19 protein-coding genes are annotated in these 21,383 nt (G+C 39.0%); 3 read left to right on the forward strand and 16 right to left on the reverse strand.

The annotated features are described in order from the left end of the window. Positions 1-239 precede the first annotated feature (239 nt). From L4C38_RS12490 to L4C38_RS12545, 12 genes are read right to left on the reverse strand one after another with little or no spacing between them, the layout of a single operon-like run. Entirely contained in the window at positions 240-1,481 is a 1,242-nt protein-coding gene (locus tag L4C38_RS12490; RefSeq protein ID WP_428797887.1) for a polysaccharide biosynthesis protein, read from the reverse strand. Next, positions 1,474-3,483 (reverse strand): asparagine synthase (glutamine-hydrolyzing), encoded by a 2,010-nt coding sequence (asnB, locus tag L4C38_RS12495; RefSeq protein ID WP_428797888.1) that lies wholly within the window; start codon positions 3,481-3,483, stop codon positions 1,474-1,476. Before asnB ends, L4C38_RS12490 begins: the two co-directional genes overlap by 8 nt. Positions 3,484-3,495: 12 nt before the next feature. Continuing rightward, positions 3,496-4,242 carry a CDP-alcohol phosphatidyltransferase family protein gene (locus L4C38_RS12500; protein ID WP_428797889.1) on the reverse strand — a complete coding sequence of 249 codons (747 nt, stop codon included), beginning with the start codon at positions 4,240-4,242 and terminating at the stop codon, positions 3,496-3,498. Positions 4,243-4,244: 2 nt separating this feature from the next. Further along, positions 4,245-5,375 (reverse strand): phosphonopyruvate decarboxylase, encoded by a 1,131-nt coding sequence (aepY, locus tag L4C38_RS12505; RefSeq protein WP_428797890.1) that lies wholly within the window; start codon positions 5,373-5,375, stop codon positions 4,245-4,247. Positions 5,376-5,378: 3 nt separating this feature from the next. Next, entirely contained in the window at positions 5,379-6,488 is a 1,110-nt protein-coding gene (locus tag L4C38_RS12510) for a phosphonoacetaldehyde reductase (RefSeq protein WP_428797891.1), read from the reverse strand. Next, the gene (gene aepX, locus L4C38_RS12515) at positions 6,488-7,786 is read right to left on the reverse strand and encodes a phosphoenolpyruvate mutase (RefSeq protein WP_428797892.1); all 1,299 of its coding nucleotides are present in this window, start codon (positions 7,784-7,786) and stop codon (positions 6,488-6,490) included. Before aepX ends, L4C38_RS12510 begins: the two co-directional genes overlap by 1 nt. 15 nt (positions 7,787-7,801) lie before the next feature. Beyond that, positions 7,802-9,064: a UDP-N-acetyl-D-mannosamine dehydrogenase gene (gene wecC / locus L4C38_RS12520; protein WP_428797893.1), complete on the reverse strand. Its 1,263-nt coding sequence runs from the start codon at positions 9,062-9,064 to the stop codon at positions 7,802-7,804. Positions 9,065-9,082: 18 nt separating this feature from the next. Then, on the reverse strand, positions 9,083-10,207 hold the full coding sequence (gene wecB, locus L4C38_RS12525; RefSeq protein ID WP_428797894.1) for a non-hydrolyzing UDP-N-acetylglucosamine 2-epimerase: 1,125 nt from the start codon (positions 10,205-10,207) through the stop codon (positions 9,083-9,085). Then, positions 10,204-11,277: a DegT/DnrJ/EryC1/StrS family aminotransferase gene (locus L4C38_RS12530; protein WP_428797934.1), complete on the reverse strand. Its 1,074-nt coding sequence runs from the start codon at positions 11,275-11,277 to the stop codon at positions 10,204-10,206. The genes wecB and L4C38_RS12530 overlap by 4 nt, the downstream gene beginning before the upstream one ends. Before the next feature lie 8 nt (positions 11,278-11,285). Further along, positions 11,286-11,867 (reverse strand): acyltransferase, encoded by a 582-nt coding sequence (locus L4C38_RS12535; RefSeq protein WP_428797895.1) that lies wholly within the window; start codon positions 11,865-11,867, stop codon positions 11,286-11,288. 43 nt (positions 11,868-11,910) lie between these two features. Then, positions 11,911-13,185, reverse strand: a complete 1,275-nt coding sequence (tviB, locus tag L4C38_RS12540) for a Vi polysaccharide biosynthesis UDP-N-acetylglucosamine C-6 dehydrogenase TviB (RefSeq protein ID WP_428797896.1) — start codon at positions 13,183-13,185, stop codon at positions 11,911-11,913. An 18-nt stretch (positions 13,186-13,203) separates the two neighbouring features. Beyond that, on the reverse strand, positions 13,204-14,244 hold the full coding sequence (locus tag L4C38_RS12545; RefSeq protein ID WP_428797897.1) for a Gfo/Idh/MocA family protein: 1,041 nt from the start codon (positions 14,242-14,244) through the stop codon (positions 13,204-13,206). A gap of 422 nt (positions 14,245-14,666) precedes the next feature. Between L4C38_RS12545 and rfaD the strand changes: the two genes are divergently transcribed. After that, complete coding sequence (gene rfaD / locus L4C38_RS12550; protein WP_428797898.1) at positions 14,667-15,608, forward strand: ADP-glyceromanno-heptose 6-epimerase; 942 nt, start codon at positions 14,667-14,669, stop codon at positions 15,606-15,608. A gap of 66 nt (positions 15,609-15,674) precedes the next feature. Here the strand turns inward: rfaD and rfbC are convergent, their stop codons facing one another. The 4 genes from rfbC to rfbB all read right to left on the reverse strand — a co-directional run bounded on the left by rfbC (position 15,675) and on the right by rfbB (position 19,111). After that, positions 15,675-16,226, reverse strand: coding sequence for a dTDP-4-dehydrorhamnose 3,5-epimerase (gene rfbC / locus L4C38_RS12555; RefSeq protein WP_428797899.1), 552 nt, complete (start codon positions 16,224-16,226; stop codon positions 15,675-15,677). A 5-nt stretch (positions 16,227-16,231) separates the two neighbouring features. After that, positions 16,232-17,104, reverse strand: coding sequence for a dTDP-4-dehydrorhamnose reductase (gene rfbD / locus L4C38_RS12560; protein ID WP_428797900.1), 873 nt, complete (start codon positions 17,102-17,104; stop codon positions 16,232-16,234). Between the two features lie 12 nt (positions 17,105-17,116). Next, entirely contained in the window at positions 17,117-17,980 is an 864-nt protein-coding gene (gene rfbA, locus L4C38_RS12565; RefSeq protein ID WP_428797901.1) for a glucose-1-phosphate thymidylyltransferase RfbA, read from the reverse strand. A 69-nt stretch (positions 17,981-18,049) separates the two neighbouring features. Further along, on the reverse strand, positions 18,050-19,111 hold the full coding sequence (gene rfbB, locus L4C38_RS12570) for a dTDP-glucose 4,6-dehydratase (protein ID WP_428797902.1): 1,062 nt from the start codon (positions 19,109-19,111) through the stop codon (positions 18,050-18,052). 205 nt (positions 19,112-19,316) lie between these two features. Here rfbB and L4C38_RS12575 point away from each other — a divergent pair, with 205 nt between their 5' ends. Both L4C38_RS12575 and L4C38_RS12580 read left to right on the forward strand, forming a co-directional pair. Beyond that, complete coding sequence (locus tag L4C38_RS12575; protein ID WP_428797903.1) at positions 19,317-20,555, forward strand: O-antigen ligase family protein; 1,239 nt, start codon at positions 19,317-19,319, stop codon at positions 20,553-20,555. Beyond that, complete coding sequence (locus L4C38_RS12580) at positions 20,548-21,381, forward strand: glycosyltransferase (protein WP_428797904.1); 834 nt, start codon at positions 20,548-20,550, stop codon at positions 21,379-21,381. Before L4C38_RS12575 ends, L4C38_RS12580 begins: the two co-directional genes overlap by 8 nt. Positions 21,382-21,383 lie beyond the last annotated feature (2 nt).

Below are 21,383 nucleotides of genomic sequence, written 5' to 3' on the forward strand. Positions count from 1 at the left end.
ATTATAATAGCTATCATGTATAGCTATTGGTCAACAATAAGAGCAACTACCAATCGATTAAATATCCACAACACCACCATAAAATCCATATTACGAGCAATACAATCATAATGTCTGGTATAGATTACTAATGATGGTAAAAATCATCATAGATGTCGATACAATAACAAATCAAATTAAAGCTTACGAGATGGCTAATCGAAAAACCTTACTTATTAACGATCTAAATTATTTAATATTTAACACTTCATACTTTTATTAAAGTAGTGTATACACACAACCACCGAGGTAACTAACAAGACAAAGTTTGATATCAAGAAAGAGTAATGAACCCAATATTTTAAAGGATGTAAAATTAACGCAAATATCAACATGCTTGCTATTCCAACAAGGTAAATATAGCTGACAACATTGAAACCTACCATGGCTTTAATTAATGTAGTGGTATACCCGGCAATTAATTGCATTGGGATGGCAAAAAATACGACCGTGATAATTAACGCCGATTGATTATAGTACACATCAAATAACAATGGAATTATAAGTGGTAAAATATAGTAGCAAACTGGCGAGCCAAAAACCAAAATAATTAAGGCTGCCAACATTACTTTACGCCCAGCATCAATTATCATAGCCCAATCTTTGTTGTTAAAAAATTTAAACACTTCTTGGAGTAATATTCTATTTAATGGGTAAACAAATACTGCTAACATAGCAAAATAAAAGGACCGCACTACTACTTGGTAATTTGCCAACTCCTCTTTTTCACCAAAGTTAACCAAAAAATAAACAGGAAGAAATAAAAATAAACCTTGAATGAAATATGGTAACGATGAGGAAAATATCTGCTTATAATACCTAATATTTCTCATTCGAAACATAACATTTTTATTGAAAGATCGATTCATATTTGACCAATCTACATGTTTTGACTTAATGAATACAAAGGCAATGACGGCTAAATTTGAAAGAGTAAATGCTACGTACATTGCATCTAAGTCTTCTAGAACGTACAAAAGAGAAAATAAAAAAACTGCATAAGTTAAAAACTTAACGACCTCAGATATAGTCATAATTAGATACTCCCCTTCTATTGTCACCCTCACTAAAAAATAAGCTCCAATGATAGTAGAGATAGCCGCTGGCGCAGTATAAAAATATGAAACATGACTCGAGAGCTCGTTGCTAAAAAACAAGTGATATATTGGTAACAAAACAAGTGCCGTTATAATAACAACAGACAACTTAAACTGTATAAAGAATAAATCGACTTCTTCCTCATCGTTATTTTGCTTTAGTTTTACCAAGCAGTCTTTATATCCTACAAACCCTCTCATTACCAATGCAATAAAGTCAGAAAACACGTAAAATGAAATTAGAGCGCTAGGCGCAACTTTATGAGTAAGGTATGCTTTAAACAAAAAACTTGCTGCAAATACAACCAGAGTCACTAAAGAATTTGATATTACTGCCTTAAACAAATTTCGCCGACCTATTAACAAAATATTCTGAATACCAAATACTAGTCACCAACAATCTAACATAGAAATCTATATCTGAGCCTTTAATCACCTGAAGTTCATTAAGGCTTTTAATATTATAGAATTGTGTATGACTCAAAATTTTTGAATCCGCCCAATCACCAATACCTTCAACATTATTTTTTATCCAATACTCTACTGGACCTGGAAAGCCTTGCTTATCTTTTGACCATACAATTTGATTTGGAAGCTTGTCATCAAATGCCAATCTCGCTATATATTTCGTATATCCGTCGTGCATTTTATAGCAATCTGGAAGCTTTGCTAAAAACTCAACCAACCGATAGTCAATATAAGGCTGTCTCGATTCAACAGAGTATGACATTCCATCTATGTCATCTTCCCAGAGCAATGTCTTCAAACCATTGTCAATTGAAGAACGTAAGCTATCTGAAAGAGAAAGAGAAGTAGGAACTACATGCATCTGGCTTAAACATGCTTCTTTGCCAAGCACTATATTTGCTTTCGCTATACATTTGATAGCTTTCCTGGTTTTAACAAAACGAATGAATCTATCTATCAATCTGTTCGGTACTAGGAATCTAGCTACCACCACAGAAAGAAGTGACACGCGACTTAGATGTCGTGTCTTATTCAATTCTTTAAAACCCTGACGAGGATGCGTGTACGCATAGTTCCGCCAATATCCAGAATAACCCCCAAGCTGTTCATCCGCTCCTTGTCCATCTAAAGTTATAGTCACACCATTCACACGAGGCATTGAATATGTAACTGCCCCTTGCAAAGAAGCTTCCAATGAGGAACGCTCTCGATGAAAGACTCTATCCACATACTGCGACTTGAAAGCCTTTGCATCAGGGCTAGAGCGATGACTTTCAACATTTAAAGACTCAGCAAGCACCTTGATGCTTTCACTTTCATCCATAAATGATAAGTCACCACTGTAAACGTTAGAGAATGTATGCTGTTGATTAGTTAATCCTTCTTCTGCTTGAATTTCATTTACTAAATATACCAATGACGAGCTATCCAACCCGCCAGATAACGCAGAACCAATTGCTACATCCCCCCTCAATCTAACTCTAACTGCGTCTTTAAGCAGTTCGTAATACTCATTAGCTAAAGTAGCTGCTCGCTCTTTGTCAAACTCAACGCTATACGAATCTTGATTAGCATAAGGGATTTGCCAATAACTATTTATCAAACTGGCATCAAATGTTTGATATTTAAACAAGCCCCAACTCGCTGCAGGAAATCTAGATACATTCAGAAATTCTGTGTATTTTCCAGAAGTTGATGCGGTGGTCACCAGGTTTTTTTTGACTATTTCTTCATTCGGTTTTAATTCAATATACCCATTATCTCGCAGTGGCAATAATGACTTAATTTCAGAAACGAAAATCAGAAAATTATCATCCTCAAAAACATAAAGTGGCTTCACTCCCAATCGGTCTCTCGACACCCAATATGTTCTATTGTCAGTGTCAAAGATGATGGCACTCCACATACCATTAAAGCGATTTTGACACTCCTCACCCCAATGTATATATGCGAATAACAGGACTTCGCTATCACTTTCTGTTGCAAATTCATAGCCCAGTTGTTGGAGCTCTTCTTTAATTTCTACATAGTTATAAATTTCGCCATTATAAATCATCCAGTAACGACCAGATTTATCACAAAGTGGTTGATGACCTAGTTCGGATAAATCTACAATAGACAAACGCCTATGTAGTAGAACAACCTCCGAATCAATGACGTTATTAACCTCTATACCTTCCTTGGGACAATAAATAACTGAGGAATCATAAACATTTTTTGGGGTGTCCTTACCACCGAGAGCTCTATAATGACCATTATCAATTAATAAAAAACCCTCATCATCGGGTCCTCTATGTCTTATTGAGCTGCTAATCGACTGCAATGTATCACTTGATAGGCTAGTATTGTTTTTATTAAATAATGCAAAAATCCCACACACTGTTATTTACCTTTATTTATTAACATTTCCATCTAGTTCTTTAGCTACGCGATAACCAGTTACTATGCATTTGATCAAATAAGATATATAAATACAAATAATAAGAGCACTGCTAAGCAGTAAAAACCAATTTATTCCCAGAGTGTAAAGTAAAATAATACCAAATAACAACAGTTGGTTGTGCCACTTTATTACAGTCCTAAATAAATTTTTCACTGCAACTTTAAGAGGGACTCCCCAGAGAGCTAGCATTTCTTCTTTATCATGTTCGACAGCAGCAAATGAACTACTCTCTAACGACTTGGAGATCTCTCCATATAAGACAAAATACATACTCGCCGTGATTGCAGTTAATAAAAAGAAAACTAGATATAGTGCATTTCCACTATAATTAAATGCACCAATAGCTATTGACAAACCAAATAGCCCAAATGATGACGAAAGAAGATTATCAAAAACAGTCTCATAGTACTGACCAACTCTTGAGCTTTGTTTTTTTGCTCTTGCATATTCACCATCAGCATGGTCTATGACCTCATGACACTGGAATAGTATAACCCCCAAACAAACAGATATGGCACTTCCATATGCAAACATTATTAAAGCAATAGCATTTAGTATTACACGGAAAAAAGTGATTTGGTTTGCAGTAATATTAGTATTCCACAGCAACAAAACTATTTCTTGCGCCAAAGGTCTAACGATAAAACTATGGATGACTGTTTCTTGTCTAAATTTTTTCCGAATTGGCTTTTCCATATTTATTCCGCATCAATTGATGACATAAACAATGCTTTCATTTCTTTACTTGAAAGCGTTGGTCTACCTAAATCTGATCGCGCGCCCATAGCAACCTTAACTTCAATTATCCTAGCGCCCTTGTAATCCTTAGATTCTTCTAGAGCTAGTTTAAGAGATTCCTTCGTTAATACCGTTTTTGCAAAGGTGTAACCACAAGCTAAAGCCACACCTGGTATGTTCACAGAGCTAATCTTTGTGGCTTGTCCACCAACTGAATCATGAGCTTCATTGTTCAAAACAATATGGGTCATATCAAAGCCCGAGTTTAGAACTAATGAACCCATGTGCATTAGAAATGCTCCGTCACCATCAAGACAATATATCGGTTGATGTGGTGCATTTGATGCAATACCTGCTGCAATTTGCGAGGCAAAACCCATACCACCAACAGTCAAGAAATCGCGAGAGTGATCCTCGTTATTCTTAACTCTCAATTCAAATAATTCCCGAGATATCATTCCCGTCGTGGCTACAAATTTACTTGTTGGATCTATATTGTCGATTATCGTCGCAATCGCATCTTCTCGCTTTAACAAATACTTATTTGTGTTAGGTTTTTTTTCTTTGTACGCCTCAAATGTATCTTTTCGCACGACTATAGCCACTGGTCTGCTTGTAGACTGCGCTAAGGTAACTAAGTCCGATAGCAAATCGTTCACATTCTCTGTATCAGCTTCTATAAGCTTATATTCAACTCCCATAGCTTCTAGTAGATCTAAGGTTACTAGACCTTGTTTTTTGTGCTGAGGTTCATCTTTAACTTGTTCACCAGAAGCGGAAATCTCTCCTCGCCAACCGATAACCATTAGCATAGGAATTGAATATACTTTGTCATCAGCCAACGACAAAAGTGGATTTACAATATTACCTAGTCCTGAGTTTTGCATAAAAACACAAGGAATATTGTTTGTTTGAAGATGATAGCCGATGGCCATAGCCATAGCGCCACCTTCACAAGCAGTAGTGTAATTATGTTTAAATTTCGCATCGTTTAAATAAGCACAAAAACTCTTTAAAAGTGAATCAGGCACTCCAGAAAAAAATTCAATTTCATTATTTCTTAATGCATTGAAAAACAGCTCAACATTCATCGGTTAACCTTCTATGACTCTCATTAATAATTTAACATCAATTTTAACAGGATGATTATTCAAACGCTCCAAATTAACCCCTGAAATATAAGCATTAATGTTGGATTTCCCCGTACAGCCAATTTGACATAAAGAAAATGGTAAGCTAAAGCTTTTTAACATTGACTCAATTAAATCTACCAATCCACTTAAGCTACCGATCTTTAGCACCTCATACACTTCAGACAGAACTGCATCATACTCTACTGGATTTTTTAAGGACGCTCTAAGAACAACACTCATCGATAACGCCACAGCTAAACCATGTGGGATATCGTATTTTTTAGTTAAGTGGTATGAGAAAGCATGTGGAGCGGTTGTTTTCGTTACATTAATTGCTTGACCTGCATAATTTGCAGCCTCAATACATTTCTCGCGAGAGCCTCGATTTTGATTATTCACTGATGACACTAAATGCTCGTGCAAAATTTTTAATGAAGTAAGGGCATTTGTTTTACTTTCTTTAGTCGCACTTTTTGCCCAAAACGACTCTATCGCTTGGCAAAAAGCATCAAGACCAGAACACGCGGCTTGCTTCTTTGACATTGAAAAAGTTAAAGAACCATCAATCAAAGCTTGTTGAGGCAAAAGGGCTTCGTTAGCTACTGAAAATTTCGCATCGCCTTTGTAAACTACTGCAAAATGTGTCGATTCACTACCTGAACCAGAGGTTGTGGGTATTGCAATAAAATATGGGTAATCGCTAACAATCTGAAAACTTCCTTCGAGTAAAGTGTCTATGGTTGTTTTCGTAGCCCATAAGCCTATGATCCCTTTTGCTATATCAATCGCACTACCTCCACCAATTGCTATCACGGCGTCAGCATTCATGGAAAGGCATTCTTGATAAGCCCTAGAAACTTCTTCAGCCGTAGGATTTTCAGAAAAATCACTAAACATTGTCACTTCAAAACAGTTTTCTAACTCAGCAAGTCTGCCTTTTGCTCCAGATGCCAGAAAGGATTTCTTTCCACATACAACAAATACTCGCTTGGCAGTTACTCTATTTAAAGCATCTGTTAATTCATTCTCAAAGCGCCCATGACATATTTTAACTACAATACCTTTAAACATTATTGCCCTTCTGGAATAAGAGTCAGAATCTTCTTAATAGACAGACACATATCATCAGCTTCTAATGAACGACCGTGTGTCAGTATGCTTTGCGCTACTGTTTGCATTGCAGGGTACGCAGATCTAAGCATATGGTTTGCATAAATAACGACATTAACACCGACATCTGCAAGCTCTTTCTCAAATATTGCATTATAACTGCTTGGAACTGCGACAATTGGTGTGTCAGGATGAGTCGCTCTAAACTTATTACAGAACTCTATTATTTCAGCTGGTTCCTTCTGACGGCTGTGTATCATTACACCATCTGCACCAGCTTCTACATAAGCTTTTGCTCGAGTCAACGCATCTTCAATACCACGATCGAGGATTAGACTTTCAATACGAGCGATGACCATAAACTCTTCTGTAACTTGAGCTTTTTTACCTGCAGAAATTTTTGCACAAAAATCTTCAATTGTATCTTGTGTTTGCTCTACATCGTTACCAAACAGTGAGTTACGCTTTAACCCTGTTTTATCTTCAATGATTACAGCTGAAACTCCTAACCTCTCTAACGAACGCACCATAAATGGAAAGTGCTCTAGCTTACCACCAGTATCACCGTCATAAATCATTGGCTTAGTTGTTACTTCAAAAACATCATTGACATTTTGAAGGCGTGACGAAAGGTCAACAGCTTCAATATCAGGCTTACCTCTAGACGTTGAATCGGTAAGACTAGAAGACCACATACCGTCAAACTCGTACGACTGACCATCTTTTTCAACTACAGTCTTCTCTGCGATCAAACCAGATAGACCATTGTGAACTTCGAGAATACGTACGATATTTTTAGCATCAATAAGTCTTCTAAGTCTACGAAGACGAAGATTCGGTGTTGTACCTACTTCTTTTACTGCCTGATTTAGTAACGTAGATGAAATTCCTGCGGTGTAAACAGGCTCAATTAACTGACCTCCCCACTCCGATAGCACTTCAATCACACGATCACGAACCTTAGATTGAACACCTGTTTGCCAATCTGTCCCATGCACTACATAATCAGGCTTGTATTTACGTAGATTATCAACATAATCCAAGGTTTCTTGTGCAACTACTCTAGTAACACCCTTTACCCCTGAAACTACTGCTTTACGACTCTCAAACGACATATATGGAAGACGTTTATATGATGCTATCGCTTTATCCGTTAAAACACCGACGGTAACATCACCATACTCAGCGCCTGTTTTTAAAATATTTATATGCCCCTCATGCAGTAAGTCCGCAGCCATCCCTATATAAACTGTTTTCATTTCAAATCTCCGACTCTAATACCCACAAAAACTGATCATTCTCTCATGATCAAGTTCACTAAAACAGTCATGCTTAACAAGCATGACATTTAAATCTTCTTTTTGAGGAGCTAGCAAATACTCAACCCACTCGACATTCTTAAAGCCTTCAAGCTCTCTTGGTAGTGACTCTATCATCGGATCAATAACTCGAATTTTATCAAAACCACAACTAGCTAAGCGTTTTACTATTTCGATTGCTGGACTTTCACGTACATCATCAATATTAGGTTTAAATGTTAATCCATAACAATTGATGTCAATACTCTGGTTTTTACATTCAGGTCGTTCTTTTAGTAAATCAAATGCCGCACTTTTTATCTTTTCTATTACCCAATTTGGCTTACTATCATTAACAATCCGCGCCTGATGAATCAATCGAGCGCTATCAGGTGTTTTTGAAACAATAAACCAGGGATCAACTGCGATACAATGCCCCCCAACACCTGGACCTGGCTGAAGAATGTTGACTCGAGGATGTCGATTAGCGAGGTTGATCAGTTCCCAAACATCAATGCTCAGTTCATCACATATTACTGAGAGTTCATTAGCAAACGCGATCTGTACATCTCGACAACTATTTTCTGTCAATTTTGCCATTTCTGCTGTTCGAGCATTAGTGACAATACATTCTCCTTTAACAAAAATCTTATACAAATCTATCGATTTTTCTGAACAACGCTTAGTTATGCCGCCAATTACTCTATCGTTTTCAACTAATTCTCTTACAACCTGCCCTGGTAAAACCCTTTCCGGACAGTGTGCAATATGAATATCACAGTTTTGGTCAACATGAGGAAAAACCAAATCACGTCGCAGGTCAGCAAGCCACTCTGATAACTGTTCTGTCGCGCCCACAGGGGAGGTTGACTCAAGCACAATGAGATCTCCTTTTTTCAGCACTGGAGCAATTGATTCGGCAGCAGATTGTATATATGACAAGTCAGGCGTAGGCAATTGATCATCAGTAGCAGGCAAAAATGGGGTCGGTACTGCTATTAGAAATGCATCAGCTGGCTCTGCTTTCGTTGTGGCTCTTAGGTAACCCTCACTAACTGCAGCATGAACCATCATATCTAGATCAGGTTCTACAATATGAATAGCGCCACGGTTAATGGTATCTACCGCATTCTGGTTGATATCAACGCCAATCACTTTTTTCTTACGTGAAGCAAACATAGCAGCAGTAGGTAGACCAATATAGCCCAAGCCAATAACCGAAATTACATCAAACGACATTATTTTTCCTCGTAGTCATTATTTTGCTAGTTCTTCTAGTATTCGCAAACACGCCTTCCCATCACCATATGGGTTATGTGCAAAACTCATAGCTTTATATGCATTTGGATCGCTAAGCAGATGTTCAAGTTCAGTACATATTTTATCAACGTCCGTCCCTACTAGTTTAACCGTACCAGCGGCAACAGCTTCTGGGCGTTCTGTTGTATCCCGCATGACTAACACAGGTTTGCCTAAAGAAGGAGCTTCTTCTTGAATGCCCCCCGAGTCAGTAAGAATAATATGCGCTTTAGTCATTAAGTATATAAAAGGAAGATATTGCTGAGGCTCAATAAGCAGGACATTACCTACTTCTCCAAGAATTCTATTTACAGGCTCTCTAACATTAGGGTTCAAATGCATTGGATAGACAATTTGTACATCTGAATGTTCTTTGGCAATTCTAGCCAAAGCCTTACAAATACGTTCAAATCCCTCTCCAAAGCTTTCACGTCGATGTCCCGTTACCAAGATTAGCTTTTTATCTTTCTCTAAAAACGAAAAATGACTAGCTAGTTCAGCACTTAGATCTGTATTGTTTTCAATTTTTCCTTTAATCATCAACAAGGCATCGATAACCGTATTTCCTGTCACTGAAATATGCTTAGGATTAAAGTTTTCTTTAACTAAATTGTTCTTAGAAGTATCTGTCGGTGCAAAATGGTACCTAGAAAGCACTCCTGTTAGACGTCTATTTGCTTCTTCCGGCCACGGCGAATAAATATCACCAGTTCGAAGACCCGCTTCAACATGTCCAACATCAATTTGCTCATAATATGCAGCTAAACTTGCCGCGAATGTAGTCGCAGTGTCACCATGAACAAGTACAACATCCGGCTTAAAGTCTTGCAACACAGGTTTTAGTTCCAATAATATTTGAGCCGTAATATCGTTTAAAGTTTGTCCTGCTTTCATCAAATTCAGATCATAGTCTGGGACGATCTCAAAAAGATCCAATACCTGATCAAGCATTTCTCTGTGTTGCGCTGTTACACAACATCTAGCATCAAAGCGGTTGTCTGCATTCAAGGCATGGACTAACGGTGCCATTTTTATAGCCTCTGGACGCGTGCCAAAAACTGTCAGTACTTTTTTCTTCATCACGTTGCCTCAAAATAACCATGCATAGGCAGACTAAACACCTGCTTTGATAACATCTCTGCTACGGGGAAGTCACCCGTACCATAACCTAAGTGAGAAAACGCCGTCTGTTGATGCATACAAGTACGGTAGTAAACCATTGTTGGGATAGCTTGCTCTTCAAAACCTTTTATTGCATCTTCTCTATTTTCAGAACGCACAGTATATTGAGCCCATGAACTGGTATACCCTTGAGGTAATACAGGGACAATAAATTGACTAGCGTACTGCGCTGCATAGGAATCCGCCAACTGGTTTCTAGCGTCTAGCTCAACCGGAAACTCAGCTAACTTTTCAAGTAAAACCGCTGCCTGAATGGTATCTAGCCGACTATTTACACCAATTCGAACATTATCGTACTTGTCCAAACCTTTACCGTGGATTCTTAATGAGCGAAGTAACTCTGCATATTCATCGCTATTGGTAAAAATAGCACCGCCATCACCGTAGCAACCGAGAGGTTTCGCTGGGAAGAAGCTCGTGGTAGCAATATCACCAAACGCGCCTGCCATCTTGCCATTAAGAGAACCACCAAAGCCTTGAGCTGCATCTTCAATCAACTTCAAATTATGCGTATTGGCAATCGCTTCTATTTCAATGTAGTTAGCAGGCAAACCAAACAAGTCTACCGATACAATCGCTTTCGGGACTAACTTACCTTCCGCAATCACTTGTTGAATGCGTTTTTCAAGATCTATCGGACAAATATTGAATGTGGTTTCTTCTGAATCAACAAAGACTGGGGTGGCATTCGCAAAGGCTATCGTCTCGGCTGTTGCAAAAAAAGTAAACGTCGGGCAAAAAACCGCATCGCCTTCTTTAATATCAAGCACCATCATAGCTAACGTTAATGCATCCGTACCATTTGCACAGGTAATTGCGTGTTTTACGCCTACATATTCAGCGAGTTTTTCTTCGAGCTCAAAGACTTCCGGTCCCATAATGTAGTGACCATGGTCTAAAACTTTGTGAATTCGAGCATCAATTTTAGTTTTGAGATGCTGATATTGAGCGGCTAAATCTATAAATTTCATTGTCATTATCACTCTTCAACGACAGTTAATGTAGAGCCTTCAAGCTGATAAACAGTTGGCGTGTAAGGGCAGGTTATTCTTTGGTGACCTTCTAATGGCAAATCAAGTTGCTCACCATATTGGCTCATCCAACCAATTTGCTTAGCGGGAACACCCACCATTAAAGCAAATGGCTTAACGTCTTTATTAACTACGGTACCAGCACCAATAAATGCGTACTCACCAATCGTGATACCACAAACAATGGTACAGTTAGCCCCTAACGTAGCGCCTTTCTTAACTAGTGTGTCACGGTACTGGTCTTTTCGTTCTATTAACGAACGAGGATTGTAGACGTTAGTGAAAACCATGCTGGGACCGCAGAAGACCCCTTCTTCTAGGTGAACGTTGTCATAAACCGAGACGTTATTTTGAATTTTACAATGCTCGCCGATAGTGACTTTATTGCCGACAAACACATTCTGCCCTAGAGAAACACCATTACCAATTTTTGCACCTGAGCAAATATGTGCCCAGTGCCAAACTCTACAATCTTTACCTATAACAGCACCAGCATCAATAATAGCCGTTTCATGTTGAAAGAAGCTCATAGCCACTCCAAATGGTTTAAGGGAGCCTTAGCCCCCTTAATGCTTAAAGACGGATGTCAGCTTCGCCAACACTCAATACATGTTTTACATCATATAAAACATGATGCTCTTTTCCTAAGCGACGCAGAGCTTCAACACCCATCGCTTTCGTCTCACTATGGTCTACAGCCAACACAATACCGTCATATTGTCCTTCTTTCAGTTCATCAATAAGCTCTAAACCGTACTCATAACGAACTTCGTCTTTTGATGCCCAGCTATCATAGACATCCACTGACATATTAAAGTCTTTAAGCTCTCGAACAATATCAATTATTTTAGTGTTGCGAACGTCTGGGCAATCTCCTTTGAAGGTAAAGCCCAAAATCAACACCTTAGCCTCATCGATATGGATTTTTTTACTCGCCAGTTTCTTAACAAGTTGCGTAGCAACGTATTCTCCCATACCGTCATTGATTCGGCGACCAGCCAAAATCACTTCTGGTCTATAGCCCACCTCTTGCGCTTTATGAGTTAAGTAGTAAGGGTCAACACTAATACAGTGACCGCCAACCAAGCCCGGCTTAAATGGCAAGAAATTCCACTTTGTACTAGCGGCTTTCAGCACCTCTTCGGTATCTATATCCAATCTATTAAATATTTTGGCAAATTCATTGATGATGGCGATATTTAGATCACGTTGCGTATTTTCAATCACCTTCGCCGCTTCCGCGACTTTGATTGAAGAAGCTTTATGTGTACCGGCTGTAACAATTGATGCGTACACCGAATCAACAAAGTCAGCAATTGCTTCGGTTGAACCAGAAGTGATTTTAGTGATAGTTGTTAGCTTGTTTACCTTATCGCCGGGGTTAATGCGCTCAGGGCTATAACCAGCAAAAAAGTCTTGGTTGAAAACCAAACCAGAGCGTTTTTCGATAATTGGAATACAAACTTCTTCTGTCGCACCTGGGTATACCGTTGATTCAAAAACAACAATATCTCCGGTCGTAATGACTTGAGCGATAGCTTCTGAAGCTTTTTTAAGCGGCGTTAAATCTGGTATGTTGTCATCTGTTATCGGCGTTGGGACAGTAACAATATAGAAATTACAGTTTCGAATATTTTCCAACTGATGGGTATAATTCAGATAAGTCGCGGTTTTCAATTCTTCTGAAGTACACTCAAGTGTTGAATCTTTCCCTGATTCAAGCTCACGGACTCGAGATGCATTAATATCAAAGCCAACCGTTGGGTATTCTTTGCCAAATTCAACAGCAAGAGGCAAACCTACATAACCTAGACCAACAATACCGATATTGAGACTATCCAATTTCATTCTTTATATCCGAAATAATTATAAATTCAGTGGTAAACCGATTTCTTTGTTATCGCGTGCAGAGCGATAAGTACTGATCAATAGTTCAAGGGACTTTAATCCCTCACGCCCATCCGTTTCAGGTTCAGCTTTTCCACGGAGCACGTCAGCAACATTTTGGAAATATGGCGGGTGACCAAAACCATATACAGAGGTTGTCTGATAATTTGCATTGGCAACTTCAGCGTCGTAATCTCGCTCTTCGAAGAACGTCCACTCTTGAATGTCATTAACGGCAACACCACCTATGCGCACCGTACCTTTTTCACCAAGAATCGTAATTGAACCCTCAAGGTTACTTGGGTATGTGCACATAGTTACGGCCATCGAACCTAATGCACCATTGCGCCACTTAATATTAACAACACCAGTATCCTCAACTTCAATATCTCGATGTGTAGAGGTCATTGCGTGAATTTTTTCAACAGGGCCAATCAACCAGTGCATCAAATCAACATAGTGCGTGGCTTGGTTCATAAAAGCACCGCCATCCATATCCCACGTACCAGACCAAGTAGCGCGACTATAATATTCTTGCGGTCTCGTCCAGAAAACATTTAGGTGCACCATATGAATTTGGCCAAAACGCTTGTCCGTTACCGCACGTTTTAATAACTGTAAGGTTGAGTTTCGACGGTTTTGCTTAACCACAAAAAGACGAACCCCTGCTTCATCACAAGCACGGACCATGTCTAGTCCATCTTGCCATTTAGTCGCCATCGGCTTTTCAGTTATGACATGTACTTTTGCTTTGGAGGCTTTAATCGCTTGAGAAGCGTGGAGACCGCTTGGCGTACAAAGCGTAACGACATCAATCGATTCAGAAGCGAGCAGTTCGTCAATAGAAAGATATCCAGGTACATTATATTGCTGAATGTGCTCTTCTAAAACGCGAGGGTCATTGTCACATATCGCTACCAACTCATACTCAGAGCTCAACTGCTCAATTGAACCAAAGTGGTTTTTTGATATACGTCCGCAACCAACAACCGCTATTCGAATCTTTCTACTGTCAATCATATAAGCCTTCTTCTAAACTATTCAGAATGCAATAAAAAGTCATACTAGCCACAACAAGGTCTGACTTTTATTCAATGAATAATGATATTTTGACACATCAAGAGTCGACTAAACTCATGATAGTTCTACGTAACCATAAATTAGTTTTAAACAATCCATCCAACTAGATCGTCTGCGGCTGACAAGTATATCGAACAATAGTAAAGAGGGCGAGGTTAGATAATACTTCCTTCCTTCCTTAAGTTAGAACTAAAACATCAATCTATAGCCTGCCTGCTAAAATCAACTATTTTAATTCAATTGACTTTTCACCCACACTCTTTTGGAACTCCAGAAAGTATACGCGCCCAACAACTGTCCGGGCTGACAGTGGCATGATATACTTGAGTCCGATATTGGCTTCATTTTTATAGGAATTCTTTATGATCATCGTAACTGGCGGCGCTGGCATGATTGGCAGCAATATTATCAAGGCTTTAAATGAGAAAGGCATCAATGACATTCTTGTGGTAGATAATCTAAAGAATGGTAAGAAGTTTCAAAACCTTGTTGATTTAGATATCGCCGATTACATGGATCGTGATGATTTCCTTGTTCAAATCATGTCTGGTGAGAACTTCGGTCCTATCGAAGCTATTTTCCATGAAGGCGCATGCTCAGCAACCACCGAGTGGGATGGCAAGTACGTGATGCTCAATAACTACGAATATTCTAAAGAGCTTCTGCATTACTGCTTGGAGCGTGAAATTCCATTCCTTTACGCATCATCAGCGGCGACTTATGGTGAAACTGATACCTTCATTGAAGAAAAGCAATATGAAGGTGCTCTAAATGTCTATGGTTATTCCAAGCAACAGTTTGATAACTATGTTCGTCGCATTTGGCAGGATGCAGAGCTGCACGGTGAAAAGCTATCTCAAATTACTGGGTTCCGCTACTTTAACGTTTACGGCCCTCGTGAACAGCATAAAGGCTCGATGGCATCAGTAGCATTCCATTTAAACAACCAAATGAATGCTGGCGAAAACCCTAAATTATTTGAAGGTAGTGAACAGTTTAAGCGTGATTTTGTTTATGTTGGTGATGTCGCAGCAGTTAACTTATGGTTTTTAGAAAACAGTATATCTGGCATTTTTAACTTAGGAACTGGTAATTCAGAGTCATTTGAAGAAGTCGCTAAAGCGGTGATTAAACATCACAATAAAGGGGAAGTGGAGACAATTCCGTTCCCTGAGCACCTTAAAGGCGCCTATCAAGAATACACTCAAGCGGATCTCACTAAACTACGTGGCGCTGGTTGTGATCATGAGTTCAAGACGGTCGCAGAAGGCGTTGCTGAATATATGAAAATCATCAACAAATAGCCTTAGTTAACTAAACAGGCATCGGTATCGATGCCTGTTTATTATCAGTTCAAGTCACCTTACCAATTAAAGACAGATAGATTCTTTTAACGTCTGTGCGTTCGCATCCTTACCAGATAAAAGTACCTCAACATCATCTTTCAATGGCCACTCAATTCCAATCTCAGGATCATTCCAGAGAATCGAATGTTCAGCGGTTGGGTTGTAATAATTAGTGCACTTATAAACAAATTCTGCTTCTTCGCTAGTAACATAGAAACCATGAGCAAAACCTTCAGGCACCCAAAGTTGGCGTTTATTTTCCGCAGAAAGCCATACACCAACCCACTGACCAAATGTTGGTGAGTCTTTACGAACATCTACGGCAACATCAAAAACTTCACCAGAAACAACACGAACTAACTTACCTTGTGTGTTTTCTGTTTGGTAATGTAGTCCACGTAAAATTCCTTTTTTACTTTTAGAGTGGTTATCTTGAACAAAGTGAGTCACTTTACCGCTTACCAACTCTTCAAACTTAGCTTGTTGCCAAGTTTCCATGAAAAAACCACGTTCATCTCCGAACACTACTGGTTCGATAATTTTTACATCAGGGATGTAAGTTTCAATAACTTTCATGCAGATCACTTATAGGCAGAAATATTAGTTAATGCTTTTTGCCAATCACTTGGTTTAATGCCAAATTGTGACTGAACTTTTGCGCAATTTAAACGAGAGTTAGCAGGTCGCTTAGCAGGCGTCGGATATTCGGCTGTTGTTATAGACTTCAAACTTGGTACTTGAGTTAGGACTACATTACTCTTCGCTGCATCAAATATTCTTTGCGCAAACTGGAACCAACTAACATAAGGCGCACCTGAGAAATGGAAAACACCCCACGCGGTTTGTTTTCCACTGGCCACATGTAACATCATAGCAATGAGAGCATCGGCAATATCTCCAGCATAAGTTGGAGAACCATACTGATCACCTACAATACTTAGTTGATTATGGCTTAAACCTAAACGCAACATGGTTTTGACAAAGTTATTGCCATGCTCACCAAACACCCAAGCTGTACGCACAATTAAGTGTTGATTGCACTCTTCTGCAACCGCGATTTCCCCAGCTAGCTTACTTGCACCATACACACTTTGAGGGTTGGGAGTATGGTCCTCAAGGTAGGCATTCGCCCCCTCACCATCAAACACATAATCTGTAGAAAGATGAAGTAACACTGAGTCATGTTGATGAGCCGATCTCGCTAAGTTACGAGGTCCTTCACAGTTCACTGCGTAGGCTAATTCTTTCTCTTCTTCTGCGCGGTCTACTGCTGTATAGGCTGCAGCATTGAGTATAAAATCAGGCTTAAACTCTGCCACTGTTTTATCAACTGCAACTGCATCGGCAATATCTAGTTGCTCTGAATCTAACGCTAGCAACTCTACTTCCCCTGCCAGTCTTTCTACTAAGCAGTAACCAACCTGCCCTTTACAGCCAGTAATCAATACTCTCACTGTTACTCCTAACTATTTCAATAATGACATTAAGTACTGCCCATAATCATTTTTAAGCATAGGTACTGAAAGTTGCTCTAGCTGCTGATCACTTAACCAACCGTTGCGCCAAGCGACTTCTTCTAAACACGCAACCTTTAGCCCTTGAACATTTTCAATGGTTTGTACGAATGAAGATGCCTGATGCAGGCTTTCATGCGTGCCTGTATCTAACCATGCAAAGCCTCGGCCTAGCAGCTCAACATTAAGATTTCCTGCTTGAAGATACATTTCATTTAAAGCTGTTATTTCCAATTCACCTCGCGCAGATGGTTTAACCTGCTTTGCCATTTCAATCACACGGTTGTCATAGAAGTACAAACCCGTTACGGCATAATGTGACTTTGGTTTTATTGGCTTTTCTTCAATGGAAATTGCTTTCATATTCTCATCAAATTCAACCACACCAAAACGCTCTGGATCTTTAACTTGATAACCAAATACGGTAGCACCATTTTCACGACTTACTGCATCACGTAGAGTTTGACTAAATGACTGACCGTAAAAGATATTATCTCCTAGCACCAAACAGACAGAATCATCACCAATAAATGATTCTCCAATAATAAATGCTTGTGCGAGCCCATCTGGTGTTGGTTGAACGGCATATTGAAGATTAATACCAAGATCGCTTCCGTCTCCGAGCAGGCGTACAAAACTATCTTTATCTTCGGGAGTGGTAATAATTAAAATATCTTGAATACCCGCCAACATTAATGTTGAAAGCGGATAGTAAATCATTGGCTTATCGTAGACTGGTAGCAACTGCTTTGAGACACCGCGTGTTATTGGGTATAAGCGAGTGCCCGAACCTCCCGCTAAAACGATACCTTTCATTATAAATTCCTAATACTCGATTTAAGAGTCTCTTCAAAATGAGAAAACTCAATAATGAACGTTCTTACCTCAGTGGCTACCTAGTCGCTCACGATTATAAGAACCATCTAATACTCGTGCCCACCACGGTTGATTACTCAAGTACCATTCGACTGTTTTACGAATACCTGACTCGAAGGTTTCTTCCGGCTTCCAGCCTAAGTCACGTTCAATTTTGGTCGCATCAATGGCATAGCGCACATCATGCCCCGGTCTATCCTTAACATAGGTGATCAAGTCTTGATAGCTAGTAATACCACATGGTTTAACAGGTACTAACTCTTCTAACAATTCACAGATGATATTGACGACATCAATATTAGTTTTTTCATTATGACCACCAATGTTATACGTTTCGCCAACCTTACCTTCTGTTACTACTTTATAAAGTGCTCTTGCATGGTCTTCAACATACAGCCAATCGCGAATCTGCTTCCCATCGCCATAGACAGGCAAAGATTTTCCATCAAGTGCATTTAAAATCATTAATGGAATAAGCTTCTCGGGGAAGTGATACGGTCCATAATTATTGGAGCAGTTGGTTACTATTGTTGGCAAGCCATAAGTTCGCTGCCAAGCTCTAGCAAGATGGTCGGATGATGCTTTCGAGGCCGAGTATGGGCTAGATGGTTCATATGATGTTTCTTCAGTGAAAAGATCATCCGTTCCTTCTAGATCCCCATACACTTCATCTGTTGATATGTGGTGGAATCTAAACGCCGATTTACGTTCATTGTCCAGTTGATTCCAATAACTGCGCGCAGCTTCAAGTAACGTATAAGTACCAATAATATTTGTTTCAATAAAAGCGGCTGGGCCATCAATCGAACGGTCAACATGTGACTCTGCAGCAAGGTGCATTACCGCATCTGGTTGATAGAGCTCAAACAAACGTTTCATTTCAGCGGCGTCACAAATATCTGCTTGTTCAAAAGAATAGCGCTTACTCTTTGCTACTTCGGTTAAAGACTCTAAGTTTCCAGCATAGGTCAACTTATCAACATTAATCAATTCATCTTGAGTGTGTTCAATAATATAGCGCACCACCGCTGAGCCAATAAAGCCCGCGCCACCTGTAATCAACAACTTCATTTCTTACCCCATATATTGCGCCATCTCACCGAAAGCATTCACACAAGTACTTTAATACTTATGAATTCAACACTATTTTACTAAAAATTAGCGTTGAACCGAATGAATATCTGACTCTATTCTCAACAAGCATTCGCATAGCCTGCTCTTATCGTGCATGCTATAATCCTATCACTATTTAATCGACGTGATCTTTAGTAGCCAAATGTCAAAAACACACCATATTTTCTCAACGTCAGTGATAGTTTTACTGTTCTTTTCCTTGTTCATATCTAAAGCAGGTATCTACATCAGTTTGACATTTCTACTACTGCTGCAGTTGTGTACTTTATACAAAGATAGGCATCAAATCACTCTTGTCAAAGAGCATCTATTCTTGCCAAGCATGATAACTATCGGATTATTTATCTTAGGTATAACGTTAAACATGCTATTTCACAGCAACTATATGGATATGAGTGGCTACTTCCGAAAATGTGCTCTACTTCTTCTTTTTCCTTTACTCGTAATACAACTCGCTAGAGGTAACAATGTAAAGATAGCAAGTATATCAGCAACTGCAGGTCTGACGTTGGCACTTTGCTTTGCTCTATATCATTTGAATTCATTAGGTATATTTCACTGGAATGGGCAACGCATCACTAGCTTCTGGGACATTGGTCGATGGGGCGAAATTCTAGGCTACTGCGTTGCATTATTAGTACCTTATATATTTGAAAAAAAACACAAACCCAGTGAGAAAATATCACTTACTTTTCTTTTAATTTTATGCGTGCTTTGCTTACTACTATCAGGCGGAAGGGCTCCTCTAGTAGCAATAATAATATCGATTGGTATTTACTCTATAATAAGACAACCAAAGTTCGCTACTGCCTGTATACTAATCTTGGCTTTTGCCGTATTTTTTGGTCGTGACACTATCGTCATCAATGCTATAACTGATAGAGCGTCGAGTATATTTAATACATCAAACAATTACTCAAATATTGCTCGACTTGTTATGTGGGAATATTGTATTAAATTCATGATATATAATGCACAGCATGATTTGGTTTCTTTTCTTTTTGGTTCTGGAATATCCGAGTTACATATAAATTACGGTAACTATATTAAAAACACTAGTGACATGGCATCACTGCTTAAGCAAACAAATGGATATTTCTCTTTAACTGACATGCATAACACATATTTAGACTTATTTGCCAAACTTGGTTTTATTTACTTTATTACTTTTATAAGCACGTTGTTTATTTTATTTAAAAGCTTCTATGACTATCGACTGGCACACCCTTCCTCCGCATATGCTGGTATGTGTTTGATATTAACCTTCTCTGTAACAGGTATGTTTTACACTAGTGGCTTAGAATTCCAACTGACTATTTTCTTGGCTTTGATCGCTTTATGTTACGCACAAATAATTAAGGACTCAGCATCCAATGAATAAGTCTACGTTTGACGCCAGTGTTATCGTTTCCTTTTACAACAACGTTGAGGCACTTAAGTGTATTGTCCGCTCGCTTGAGTCGCAAAAAGATAGCTTTGAAGTGATCATAGCCGATGATGGTTCAAAACCAGAAAATGTCGAAATCGTCTCTCAATTAATTGATAAATCAACGTTGTCGATTACACACGTCTGGCAGAAAGATGAGGGGTTTCGTAAGAACCGCATTTTAAACAAAGCCGTAAAAGCAGCGAAGAGCGAATATATCATAATTATTGACGGCGATTGCATCCCGCAGGAACACTTTGTCTCTGACCATATAAAGAATAGAGAACATGGCTATATCTTAAATGCTCGAAGAGTTGATTTAGCAGCATCATTTAAAGAAGAATTGTACAGTTCTTCCAACCCTGCTAACTTTTTCAACAGCAACTTGGGTGAAATACTGTTTCGATATTTGACTGGACAAGGTAAAAACGTCGAGAAAGGCATACGCATTACAAACTCTGTACTTTCTAAGTTTCTTAATAGAAAGAGCAAAGGCGTGGTAGGTTGCAACTTCTCTCTCTTCAAAAAAGATCTGTTAACTGTCAATGGTTTTGACAATCGCTACGATGTGCCTGGAGTAGGTGAAGATACTGACATTGAGTATCGTCTGGTTAAAAATGGCATGAAAATCAAAAATATTTTTTATAAAGCTGTAGTACTCCACCCTATTCATCCAGAATTAACTCGTGTACAACGCGCTCAAGATCTTTTTGCTGAAACCTTAAAAAACAATCAAATTATTGCCTTAGATGGTTACCAACAAGCAGAACAAAAAGACTAAAC

It is taken from the genome of Vibrio kasasachensis, from assembly GCF_050337565.1.
Lineage (GTDB): Bacteria > Pseudomonadota > Gammaproteobacteria > Enterobacterales > Vibrionaceae > Vibrio > Vibrio kasasachensis.

Bases quoted from the DNA above. Each gene is read 5' to 3' on its own strand.
- L4C38_RS12500 (WP_428797889.1), bottom strand. From the start codon at position 4,242: ATGGAAAAGCCAATTCGGAAAAAATTTAGACAAGAAACAGTCATCCAT.
- aepY (WP_428797890.1), bottom strand. From the start codon at position 5,375: ATGAATGTTGAGCTGTTTTTCAATGCATTAAGAAATAATGAAATTGAA.
- L4C38_RS12510 (WP_428797891.1), bottom strand. From the start codon at position 6,488: ATGTTTAAAGGTATTGTAGTTAAAATATGTCATGGGCGCTTTGAGAAT.
- aepX (WP_428797892.1), bottom strand. From the start codon at position 7,786: ATGAAAACAGTTTATATAGGGATGGCTGCGGACTTACTGCATGAGGGG.
- wecC (WP_428797893.1), bottom strand. From the start codon at position 9,064: ATGTCGTTTGATGTAATTTCGGTTATTGGCTTGGGCTATATTGGTCTA.
- L4C38_RS12530 (WP_428797934.1), bottom strand. From the start codon at position 11,277: ATGAAATTTATAGATTTAGCCGCTCAATATCAGCATCTCAAAACTAAA.
- L4C38_RS12535 (WP_428797895.1), bottom strand. From the start codon at position 11,867: ATGAGCTTCTTTCAACATGAAACGGCTATTATTGATGCTGGTGCTGTT.
- tviB (WP_428797896.1), bottom strand. From the start codon at position 13,185: ATGAAATTGGATAGTCTCAATATCGGTATTGTTGGTCTAGGTTATGTA.
- L4C38_RS12545 (WP_428797897.1), bottom strand. From the start codon at position 14,244: ATGATTGACAGTAGAAAGATTCGAATAGCGGTTGTTGGTTGCGGACGT.
- rfaD (WP_428797898.1), top strand. From the start codon at position 14,667: ATGATCATCGTAACTGGCGGCGCTGGCATGATTGGCAGCAATATTATC.
- rfbC (WP_428797899.1), bottom strand. From the start codon at position 16,226: ATGAAAGTTATTGAAACTTACATCCCTGATGTAAAAATTATCGAACCA.
- rfbA (WP_428797901.1), bottom strand. From the start codon at position 17,980: ATGAAAGGTATCGTTTTAGCGGGAGGTTCGGGCACTCGCTTATACCCA.
- rfbB (WP_428797902.1), bottom strand. From the start codon at position 19,111: ATGAAGTTGTTGATTACAGGTGGCGCGGGCTTTATTGGCTCAGCGGTG.
- L4C38_RS12575 (WP_428797903.1), top strand. From the start codon at position 19,317: ATGTCAAAAACACACCATATTTTCTCAACGTCAGTGATAGTTTTACTG.
- L4C38_RS12580 (WP_428797904.1), top strand. From the start codon at position 20,548: ATGAATAAGTCTACGTTTGACGCCAGTGTTATCGTTTCCTTTTACAAC.